The organism is Psychrobacter sp. DD43 (assembly GCF_904846555.1).
Classification (GTDB): Bacteria; Pseudomonadota; Gammaproteobacteria; order Pseudomonadales; family Moraxellaceae; genus Psychrobacter; species Psychrobacter cryohalolentis.
This window is the reverse complement of the sequence record NZ_CAJHBE010000027.1, coordinates 22,595-32,753: the sequence shown is the minus strand read 5'-3', so window position 1 is coordinate 32,753 and position 10,159 is coordinate 22,595. Positions and strand designations below refer to the sequence as shown.

General features: G+C 43.9%; 11 protein-coding genes. 4 read left to right on the top strand and 7 right to left on the bottom strand.

Annotated elements, in window-relative coordinates:
- Positions 1-169: 169 nt before the first annotated feature.
- The 5 genes from ccmE to ccmA form a co-directional block, all read right to left on the bottom strand.
- The gene (gene ccmE / locus JMX89_RS12155) at positions 170-670 is read right to left on the bottom strand and encodes a cytochrome c maturation protein CcmE (protein ID WP_133104766.1); all 501 of its coding nucleotides are present in this window, start codon (positions 668-670) and stop codon (positions 170-172) included.
- Positions 671-921: 251 nt separating this feature from the next.
- Positions 922-1,143 (bottom strand): heme exporter protein CcmD, encoded by a 222-nt coding sequence (ccmD, locus tag JMX89_RS12150; protein ID WP_011514425.1) that lies wholly within the window; start codon positions 1,141-1,143, stop codon positions 922-924.
- 44 nt (positions 1,144-1,187) lie between these two features.
- Positions 1,188-1,976, bottom strand: coding sequence for a heme ABC transporter permease CcmC (ccmC, locus tag JMX89_RS12145; RefSeq protein ID WP_201532520.1), 789 nt, complete (start codon positions 1,974-1,976; stop codon positions 1,188-1,190).
- A 207-nt stretch (positions 1,977-2,183) separates the two neighbouring features.
- Positions 2,184-2,867: a heme exporter protein CcmB gene (locus JMX89_RS12140; RefSeq protein WP_413786642.1), complete on the bottom strand. Its 684-nt coding sequence runs from the start codon at positions 2,865-2,867 to the stop codon at positions 2,184-2,186.
- Between the two features lie 112 nt (positions 2,868-2,979).
- On the bottom strand, positions 2,980-3,609 hold the full coding sequence (ccmA, locus tag JMX89_RS12135; RefSeq protein ID WP_201532519.1) for a heme ABC exporter ATP-binding protein CcmA: 630 nt from the start codon (positions 3,607-3,609) through the stop codon (positions 2,980-2,982).
- Between the two features lie 131 nt (positions 3,610-3,740).
- On the opposite strand from ccmA, the gene JMX89_RS12130 reads away from it, so the two are divergent.
- The 3 genes from JMX89_RS12130 to JMX89_RS12120 all read left to right on the top strand — a co-directional run bounded on the left by JMX89_RS12130 (position 3,741) and on the right by JMX89_RS12120 (position 6,942).
- The gene (locus JMX89_RS12130) at positions 3,741-4,790 is read left to right on the top strand and encodes a hypothetical protein (RefSeq protein ID WP_227673099.1); all 1,050 of its coding nucleotides are present in this window, start codon (positions 3,741-3,743) and stop codon (positions 4,788-4,790) included.
- Positions 4,791-4,860: 70 nt separating this feature from the next.
- Entirely contained in the window at positions 4,861-5,760 is a 900-nt protein-coding gene (locus JMX89_RS12125) for a YbjN domain-containing protein (RefSeq protein ID WP_201532517.1), read from the top strand.
- Positions 5,761-6,024: 264 nt separating this feature from the next.
- Positions 6,025-6,942: a histone deacetylase gene (locus JMX89_RS12120; protein WP_201532516.1), complete on the top strand. Its 918-nt coding sequence runs from the start codon at positions 6,025-6,027 to the stop codon at positions 6,940-6,942.
- Between the two features lie 30 nt (positions 6,943-6,972).
- Here the strand turns inward: JMX89_RS12120 and JMX89_RS12115 are convergent, their stop codons facing one another.
- Positions 6,973-7,749, bottom strand: a complete 777-nt coding sequence (locus tag JMX89_RS12115) for a sulfite exporter TauE/SafE family protein (RefSeq protein ID WP_201532515.1) — start codon at positions 7,747-7,749, stop codon at positions 6,973-6,975.
- A 136-nt stretch (positions 7,750-7,885) separates the two neighbouring features.
- Complete coding sequence (coaBC, locus tag JMX89_RS12110; RefSeq protein ID WP_201532514.1) at positions 7,886-9,274, bottom strand: bifunctional phosphopantothenoylcysteine decarboxylase/phosphopantothenate--cysteine ligase CoaBC; 1,389 nt, start codon at positions 9,272-9,274, stop codon at positions 7,886-7,888.
- Between the two features lie 118 nt (positions 9,275-9,392).
- On the opposite strand from coaBC, the gene radC reads away from it, so the two are divergent.
- Positions 9,393-10,076, top strand: coding sequence for a RadC family protein (radC, locus tag JMX89_RS12105; protein ID WP_201532513.1), 684 nt, complete (start codon positions 9,393-9,395; stop codon positions 10,074-10,076).
- Positions 10,077-10,159 lie beyond the last annotated feature (83 nt).

Genomic DNA, 10,159 nt, shown 5'->3' with positions numbered 1-10,159 from the left:
GTGCGCTTAACCTTTACAGTGTCTAACTTGTCCATGAATAAGCTCCTTTTTCGTAAACTTATTTCAGGACGGGACAGTTCGCCAAAAAAAAGCCAGTGATAAGATATCGCTGGCTTTTTTTATGTTTAACGCTTTTTACGATAATTATCGTTTGTTGTTACCAGCGCAATTACTGCTGTAAAGTCTTGGTCTCATGGATTTTTTCAGCAGGATTATATTGCTCAGAAGAAGGGACTGCACCATTGCGATTATTTTCTTTCATCGATTTAGCAACTTCTGGCGGCATATAGTTCTCATCATGTTTTGCCAGCACTTCACCTGCGACAAAGGTATCACCTTGCATTTTACCCGTCGCGACAACACCTGAGTTCTCAGCGAACAAATCTGGCAAAATACCTTGATAAGTCACGGGGACGGTCGATTGAAAGTCTGTGATGGCAAATTCAACGCTCAATGGGTCGTTTGGCGCACGCTGTACACTACCAGCAACCACCATACCACCAGCACGAATACGTTTGTCTTGTGGCGCTTCACCTTGCGCAATGGCAGTCGCGTCAAAGTAGTAGTCGGTCTGTTGCCCAATGGCATAAATCACCAATACCACGGCTATGGCTGCCCCTGCAAGCGTAAACATAACCCACATCAGTTTTTTACGACGAACTGCGTTCATACTACTACCTCATTGATGAGTCGCTGTTTTAGACATTATCCATCTATAAAACAGAAAATATTAAAGAAACTACCATTAGAAAAACGTCCTAAAAATGTCTTTCTAATCGTACTCTTCTAATAACTATATGGTAGCATTTTATGTATAACTCAATAAGGTTACCCGCCTTTATAGAAATCCTTTATCTGCTCATTTATGTATCAGCGAAATGTATCAAATCTAGATATTAAGGGTATGAGATAAAATGATTTCTAGTGAGTATTTTTAGTCACCGGTGTTGGCGTTTTGGTCGTGCGCTGTGCCTGACGGGCTTGTTGAATCGCCAGCTGCTTGATAAGGGCTTGTCTTTGACGACGGCTATAAAATACAAAAGCCAGCATCATGCCAACGGTAATCGCCCAGCATGACCAAACAAAAACGCCATGCTTACCCATTGCAATAAACTCAGAAAAACTATAAAAGTAAGGCTGCATCATATGTCCCTAGCCGTTATTTAATTGGTCGACAGTCATTACAGTCATTTGGCTTGTCCACGGATGTATTCTTTCACCCACGCTTTACCTTGATCACGATGCAAGATTAAAGTGTTGGTACGGTAAATCGCTAAGGTTGCGACCAATAGGTAACTACCGATAATCATCAGTAGTAATGGCAGCCACATATCTGCTGACATCTTAGGAGCCGCAGTCAAAGTAAAAGTCGCCCCTTGATGTAAGGTGTTCCACCACTCTACTGAGTATTTAATAATCGGCAAATTCACAGCACCAACGATCGACAAAATAGCGGCAGCTTTACCACGATTCGCCGTATGTTCAAAGGCTGCAAACAGTGCCATCACACCTGCATATAAAAATGCCAAAATGAGCATCGATGTCAGCCGCGCATCCCAAACCCAATAAGTACCCCACGTGGGTTTTGCCCAAATAGAACCGGTCAGCAAACTAATCACACACAATAAAAACCCCAAAGGAGCAATTGCTTGCGCCACAAGGCTTGCAGTCTTTATCTTCCAAACCAGATAAATGACCCCAAGTATCGCTAAAGCAAAATAAATGGAAATAGCAAGGCTTGCTGCTGGTACATGGATAAAGATAATGCGGTAGCTATTGCCTTGCAGGTAATCAGGCGGCGCGAACGCCAGACCCCAGATACTGCCGATGAGCAAGCAAAGGCTTGCCAGTATCGCCAGCCACTTAACCCAAGGCGAGAAGATGCGAAAGAACTCCTTAGTACCCACTGTGGTCAAGAAAACTTGCCAAATACGTTGCCACAGGCTAGGAGATGAGACATTATTTAGGTTGGGCATGGATATAAACCTATTACGCAGTTGGTGATTATCGAGTAACACGTATGAGTCATACAACTACCTGCTAGCCTACTGGCGTTAAACGCCGAGTAGAATCTACACGTGAGTGTTTGCTTAATAGACCATTATAGCAAAGTTGCCGGTTTTCATCATGTTGTTAATATAAAAGGCTTTAATAACAAAAGACAAATCTACCAGTATAGGTTGTTAATTTAGCCACGACATTTTTAAGGTCATAGCAATGACCCATGGCATCACCAGCACTGAGATAATACTACCTGCCAGTAGCAACGCTAAAATCGGCAGACCGTTAAGACCAGTGGCGAATAAATCAACCGCACCAGTGGCAAAAATCAATACCGGTAACTGCATCGGCAAAGCGATTAAAGGCACGAGAACCGCGCCATTCTTTAACGATAACGTCAAACTGCTAGCAACCGCAGATAGCATGAGCAGCATAGGACTACCCGTGACAATCGATGCCATCAATATCCACGCCTCAAACCAGCTCAGCTGAAATAAAGGTACGGCAAGCAAACTTAATGCCGCCACAATGCCGCTACTAAAAATCCAGTGGATCACCAAACGGATAAGGACCCATAACGGCAGTGAGGCTTTGGCAACGACCAATTGCGCCAATGTGCCATTATCAAGCGCAGGTTTAAACAAACCATCAACGCCCATCACCAGCGACAATAAAGCGGCAATCCACACCGCTGATACACCAAGGCGTTGTAATAATGCAGGCTCACTGCCAACTGCTAACGGGAACAAGGTAATAATCACCAAAAACAGCACCAGCGGATATAACCACTGCACTGCCCCTTGCTGCTTGACCTGCCATTCGCGGCGCCACAGCTGCATAAAACTGATACTACGCATATCAGCCATATGAGCATTTGAGCTGGTATTTATGGTTTGTCTTGGAGTATCTGACTCTATCATTTATTTGCTCTTCTACTGATGCGTATCGCATTTATACTGACAATGATATTGATAGCTTTTATACCATATAATCGGATAAATCGAGCACTTGATTGGCAACACCGACTGCTTGGTGACTGGTCATTAATATCGCCCCGCCTTCATGAGCAAACTCGCGTAATCTGTCTTCCATCCGCGCCACCATATCGACATCGAGTGCGGTAAACGGCTCATCAAGTAACCATAATGGCGTCACGTTAGGCGTCAGTAAATATAAGCGCGCTAGGGTAATTCGCCGAGTTTGACCGGCGGATAAATGACTTGAGCTGATGGTCTCAAATCCCTGCAAGCCTACCCAAGTGAGGGCATCATCAATATCAGCGGTACTTGGGCTAATGCCATATAAATTGAGCAAAAAGATCAGGTTTTGGGCAACGGTAAGATTGGGATGAATGCCCAATTGATGCGACACATACAAAGGCTGAATCGGTAAGCTAACTGCCCCTCGATAATAAGTCTCACCAGTTAGCACCGGCAATAACCCAGCCAGCTGCATAAGTAGCGTGGTCTTACCAGTCCCATTGGCACCAATTAAATGACAAATGCTGCCAGCAGCCAGATTGAGCGAAACCCCTTCGCATAAAGGGATTTCGCCGCGCTGAACGGTCAGCTCATCAAGCGCAAGTAAGGCAGTATTTAAAGCCTTCATTACAACCTCTTATTATTTATTGAGCCGCAGTCGATATTCATCACAAACAAAGACGATGTTCGTGGCATAATACTTTATGCCTATTAACCACACAGTATAACAAATTGTCGATTACTATGACCTCAAAACCTATGCAGACATCAAAAGATACTCAAAACCCAGCTCAAAAATCAGACACACCCATGCTGACAGCAAACAGCTTAATCGATGCGCAAATCACGTTTATGCAGCAGTGGTTACGTAAGCAAGCTGAACCGCTGAGCATGGAAGCGTGGCAGTGGCTTGGTGCGCAGCCATTAGCTAAATATATCAGTAGCGATGATGTACAGCGCCTATTTAATGATTGGCTACTAGACCACCCTCTAAGTGAGGTAATGCGTAGCGATATCCGCGATATTTTGCATAGCATTATCTATCACCCAGCCAATGACAATGTCCCATTATCAGAGCTTATTGACGATACGCAGGTTGTAACGCTGGCCGATTATATCGGCAGCCATGAGCAGCAGCGCAATATCTTGATTCATACCTTGGTTGGCAACGATACGTTTGCCGATTTGTTGACCCAAACGCTATATCACGCCATCAACGACTTTATGGAAAATACGCTAGATAAAGCGGGCGGTGTTGGTAAACTTATGAAGCTTGGGCGCAGCTCCTTTGAAAAGGCAACCAACAGAAACCTTGATGAAAAATTGCAGACCTATTTGCATCGCAATATCAAAGATTTGGCGCATCGCGCTGAAGCCAATGCCCAAGAGCATCTATCCAATGAAGAGGTATCTCGATTAGTGGTCACTGGTTGGGCGCGGATTAAAGAGCAGCCGATTAGCCATATCCAAACCTATCTACGTGATGAGCCTGATAACAGTAGCATCGATCATATCGAAGCCAGTATTCAGCAGAGTTATAACCGCTTACGCATGTCCCCTTATTTGCATAGCCTTGTAGCAGCAAGCGTCGATACTTGGTATCGCAATCATCAGTCTGATACCATCGCACAGGTGGCAAAAAGCTTACATATCGATGAGGCAGCGATTGGGCAGCTGTCTACTACCCTGCGGCCTATCATTTATGATGCGCTTGATAGCGAATGGCTGACGGCCCATCTGCGAGAGATGCTACAAGCATTTTATAGTCAGCCTAATATCAAAGACAGTTTGGGTTTGAACCACCAGTAATATATTTTTATCTGCTTGTTTGGGTATTTTCTTAATCTTTATATTTCATTTGTTGGTTAGCACACTATTTATGAGTCAACGTCACAAACTCAGCTTATGGCAAAAAATAAAGCAGCTGCTAGCCACATCCACTGTGCGCTCTGCTATTAATCATATTAAATCCTCCAAAGATTTGCCAAATGCTGACTTTGATGAGGTTGATAATCAGATGACTGCTGCACAAATAGCTATTGATGATATTAATACGGATCATAAAGAAGCTGACTCTAACAACATGGACAGCAATATCAGCACTAACAGCACTAACGATGCGTTTCATAAAACTAGTAGCGAAGACATCAATGTCGCCGATAATAATAACGCTGCTATAAATAATCCTATGGCCGCTGAGACCAATACCGATGCAGATCTTGAAAATACCGCAGCGCAGAGAAGTGAAAGCGATATACCCATTGTCGATTATTTAAAACAATACTTCGATGACAAACAATGGCCTTACAATTATTATCAGCCTAAAGTAAGAAACAGCCAAAAATCCCATTACCTGTCTTTAAGGATGCGCAATAAGCAGCTTGACTGTGGCTATCTGTTTCGGGTACAAGAAAATAATAAACTGCTGGCAGTCTACGGTATCTTGCCGTTTTTGATACCAGAGAGTCACCAAAGCGCCGCCATATTATTGATTACTCAAATTAACTACGACATGATTCTTGGTAACTTAGAGATGGATGTCAATGATGGTGAGATACGCTATAAAAACGCCATTGATGTTGAAGCGGTCGGACTTGACGACGATATCCTTGAGCATTTATTGCAAAGTATCATTGCCATGACGACGGTTGCTCATGAGATATTTAGTGATTTGGTCAATAACCAATACCCTGCTGAAGAATTATCCGATCTACTTTTGCAGCTACGCCAACAATCCGATTCAAGAACCTTCTTTTTGCCCACTCAATTTGTACAGTGAGAAGTCGCTACTATTAATATACTGAATTCAGTATTAAAACGATACAGCGGGACTGGGATGAATTTTACGCCGCCTCTGTCGGCGTAGGCACAGTAAGCCAGAAAAATTTATACCAGTTCCGCGTTGCAATATAACGTATCGGTTTTATTTGGAATTGACTGTGGCTAATCTACTCCTGAGAAAACAAGCATCTAAGATGACTGCTTTAAAACACCTCATTCGACAACGATTTCTTTAGAAAAACAATACGATATTAAAAATACTATGTTAAAAATTGCCTACTCTGATATTTTTCGTTATTCAGTACCCGAAAAACATCGTTTTCCGATGCAAAAATACACTATGATTCCTGAGCGCTTATTAGCGGAAAAGACTATTAGTGCGAATAACTTTTTTGCGCCCACACGCTTAAGCGAAGATGAAATCTTAACGACGCATACTGCTGACTATTGGTATCAACTTAAGACCCAAACGCTACCAAGAAAAGAAGCGCGAGCGATCGGCTTTGAGATGACGCCTGAGTTAGTAGAGCGTGGGCGCTATATTGCTCACGCGACTTATGAATGCGCAATTTTTGCACAGCAATACGGCGTCGCGATGAATGTCGCGGGCGGTACCCATCATGCCTTTGCCGATCATGGTGAGGGATTTTGCGTCTTTAATGATGTCTGTGTCGCGAGCAATTTACTATTAAATCGCGGACAAGCACAAAGGATATTGGTCGTTGATTTAGACGTCCATCAAGGCAATGGCAATGCCAGTATCATGGCAGATGAGCCACGCGTTTTTATCTTTAGTATCCATGGCGCAAAGAACTATCCGTTTCGTAAACAAGTATCAGACTTAGATATTGAGCTAGATAACGATACTGGTGATGAGCAATATTTACAGATTTTAGCGCAGACCTTGCCAAGACTGATAACGGATTTTGCACCTGATATGATTTTTTATCAGTCGGCGGTTGATGTACTAGCGACGGATAAATTAGGCAAGCTAAGTTTAACCATAAAAGGCTGCAAGGCGCGTGATGAATACGTCCTACACCAAGCCAAAACTGCCAATATTCCAATCGCTATCGTCATGGGCGGTGGTTATTCAGAAGATATTAATGATGTGGTTGAAGCGCATTGTAATACCTTTCGACTGGCGCAGCAGATATTCTTTGATGAGGCGACTGACTAAAATTTAGCATCAATTCTATTCTCGCTTCTGCTAAGCCATAAATGACATAATCCCCTGCCAGCCGATACGTATACCAAGTACTGTAAGGATCACTAAGATAAGCTGACGAAAGCGTGCTTGTGGTAGATAACGTCGCAAGCGGATGCCGACTAAGAGCGCGGTGATTGACATGACACTAAGTAAAGCAATCAGCTGCCATTCACCACTGCTTAATGCCATGATAGGCTCACGCAATACAATGATTTGGGCAATTTTACCCAAGAAATAGCACATATTACCGACTTTAGCGATAGTATGCTTATCGTTGCTTGCAGACAATAAATACATCATCAATATGGTCGACATAGCATTGGTCGCGCCGCCAATCACGCCTGCACTAAAGCCAACGATGATTAACACAGGCTTGGTCGCAGGTAGACGAAGTTGCTTACCAAGCAAGCTGCTTATGACGTAAAAACCAATAACGGCTGCCAATAACAATAAAATATATGCGCTATCGACCCATAATAAGAGCTTCGCGCCTAAAATACTACCGAGTAAGCTGGTCAATGCCAGTAACCAATAGCGCCTGCCGTAATAGATGAAATTTTGCCAAATCGTGCGACCACCACCTGCCAGCCAAGTCATCGCATTGAGTAATAACGATGGAAAAATGACTAATACAATAGCATGTGGTAAAGGATACATACTGGCAAGCGCGGTAGTAGTCACCAAGGTGATACCTAGGCCACTAATACCGTGTAGTAAGGATGCCAGAGCAAAAATCGCAATGAGCAATAACGTTTGAGTACTATCGCCATCTATCATGTTAGCCCTACTAGTCAAGACTTCATATCTTCTTCGATATGTATTATGCTTATGCAACAAGTAATCATACGAATCGTCACTACAATGCGTGCTGTAATGAGCAGCACTGAGCACTACTAAACATCACTAAACATCACTAAACACTGTGACGTTGCCAAATCGCCTCACCAATAATCGTCGTTAGCTGCTCAGCAATTTTATCCTTACTTGCTTTATCAAGTATGATGCTATCGTGCTCATAATGTGTTGAGAAAAAAACCTCCATTGCATTGTCATCACTGGCAAAGCCGATATCAGCACGTGAGACGTCATTGCAAGCAATCAAATCTAAATCTTTAGAAAGCAGCTTACCACGAGCATAACGTTCAACATCTTGAGTTTCTGCTGCAAAGCCAACGACAAACAACTCAGGATGAGCAAGCGAAATCGTCGCTAAAATGTCAGGATTTTTGACCAAGCTTAGCGTCATTGCGTCTTGGGTTTTTTTTATTTTTTGCGGTGCTGCCTCTTCCGTTCGATAGTCAGCGACCGCAGCGGTGGCGATAAAGATATCAGCGACTTTTATATGATCATCGATGCCATGCTCATGTGTTCCTAGCTCTTGCTCTTCATGCCCGTGTGCTTCATCGCAGTCACAGTCGCCATGGTCATGGCTGTGCTCATGCATATGATCGTGAGAATGATCATGTTCATCTTCAACCATATACTGTAGTGCACTATGCGTGCCTGTCACACACTGCTGCGCGACCGTCAACATCTCTTTAGCTGACAATACATCAATGCGTGTGACATTGAGCGGTGTTGGCAAAGCAACTTTGCCACCAGCAATCAAGATAACGTCTGCACCAGCAGCAACACAGGCACGCGCCAAAGCAAAACCCATTTTCCCCGTAGAATGATTAGACAAATAACGCACCGGATCAATGGCTTCAACGGTCGGTCCTGCGGTAATCACGACTCTTTTACCTGCCAATAACTGAGGCGTCGTCTGCATTGCTTGAAACAGTAAAATTTCTTCTAATAACTGTTCAGGCTCAGGTAAGCGTCCTGCACCCACATCGCCACAAGCTTGCTCACCACTAGCAGGCGCAATGATTTGGTAATTCATATCACGCAAGGTTTGCACGTTTAAGTTAACGGCAGGATGCGCCCACATCTGTTGATTCATCGCAGGCGCGATAATGACTGGCGCTGTCGTTGCAAGACAGACCGTGGTCAGTAAATCATCTGCCATACCCATTGCCAGCCGCGCTAACGTATTGGCAGATGCCGGCGCGATGACCATAAGGTCTGCCCATTTTGCAAGCTCGATATGACCCATGCCCGCTTCCGCTTTTTCATCGAGTAACGAGATATGCACCTCATTACCCGTCAAAGCTTGTAGGGTTAGTGGAGTGATAAAAGCCTGTGCACCTGACGTCATAACGACGCGCACCTCAAAGCCTGCCTTGATTAATAGACGGGCAAATACAGCAGATTTATAAGCGGCAATACCGCCAGTGATAGCAAGCAGGATATTTGACATAAGCGTGGCATCAGCAAAAAATTGAAAGATAAAATTGCGCTTATAGTAGCAATTATGCGATAAGTTAGGGAAAGTTTTCTAAATTTATCTCGTCGCAAGTGCATCTTAAGGAATAAGCATGGCAATCAAAGACTGGCATGAGGATGATAGACCGCGTGAGAAGCTATTAAAATTTGGCGTCGCGCACTTATCCGACGCTGAGATATTGGCGATATTTCTGCGCACGGGCACACAGTCGCAGTCAGCCATTGAGCTGGCTCGTCATTTGATTGAGCAATTTGGTAGCCTAGCAGAGCTGTTAGCCGCGCCGCAAGAAACTGTCCTTGCTTGTCACGGCATCGGTCCTGCCAAATACGCGCAGATACTCGCCTCACTTGAGATGGGCAGACGCTATTTGGACAGTCAGCTTAAAACGGGTCAAGGACTTGGACGCTCGCAAATGGTCAAAGACTATATCAGCACTCAGTTGCGCGGTGAGCCGCGAGAAGTGTTCGCCGTGCTATGTTTGGACAATGCCTTGAATCTAATCAATTTTGAGATATTGTTTACAGGCGGCATCTCTTCTTGCTCCGTCTGTATAAAGCATGTGCTACGTCATGCGTTAAGCCATGCTGCAAGCCAGCTCATTATTGCTCACAACCATCCGCATACCGATGCTAAGCCATCAACGGCGGATAACTTGTTAACCTATGAGCTCAAAAAAGCTTGTGACCTTATAGATTTGTCTTTGATTGACCATGTCATCGTTGGGCGCAATGAGACTTTATCTTATGCTGAAAACGGTTTACCGCCTTTTAACTAATGTTTAATGACTCGCATTTGGTTATATACACAAATCTTGATACATATTATCGACACAGCGTAGCGTTTTCGCTCTTGATAGTT

Bases quoted from the DNA above. Each gene is read 5' to 3' on its own strand.
- ccmE (WP_133104766.1), bottom strand. From the start codon at position 670: ATGAACGCAGTTCGTCGTAAAAAACTGATGTGGGTTATGTTTACGCTT.
- ccmD (WP_011514425.1), bottom strand. From the start codon at position 1,143: ATGCAGCCTTACTTTTATAGTTTTTCTGAGTTTATTGCAATGGGTAAG.
- ccmC (WP_201532520.1), bottom strand. From the start codon at position 1,976: ATGCCCAACCTAAATAATGTCTCATCTCCTAGCCTGTGGCAACGTATT.
- JMX89_RS12140 (WP_413786642.1), bottom strand. From the start codon at position 2,867: ATGGCTGATATGCGTAGTATCAGTTTTATGCAGCTGTGGCGCCGCGAA.
- ccmA (WP_201532519.1), bottom strand. From the start codon at position 3,609: ATGAAGGCTTTAAATACTGCCTTACTTGCGCTTGATGAGCTGACCGTT.
- JMX89_RS12130 (WP_227673099.1), top strand. From the start codon at position 3,741: ATGCAGACATCAAAAGATACTCAAAACCCAGCTCAAAAATCAGACACA.
- JMX89_RS12125 (WP_201532517.1), top strand. From the start codon at position 4,861: ATGAGTCAACGTCACAAACTCAGCTTATGGCAAAAAATAAAGCAGCTG.
- JMX89_RS12120 (WP_201532516.1), top strand. From the start codon at position 6,025: ATGTTAAAAATTGCCTACTCTGATATTTTTCGTTATTCAGTACCCGAA.
- JMX89_RS12115 (WP_201532515.1), bottom strand. From the start codon at position 7,749: ATGATAGATGGCGATAGTACTCAAACGTTATTGCTCATTGCGATTTTT.
- coaBC (WP_201532514.1), bottom strand. From the start codon at position 9,274: ATGTCAAATATCCTGCTTGCTATCACTGGCGGTATTGCCGCTTATAAA.
- radC (WP_201532513.1), top strand. From the start codon at position 9,393: ATGGCAATCAAAGACTGGCATGAGGATGATAGACCGCGTGAGAAGCTA.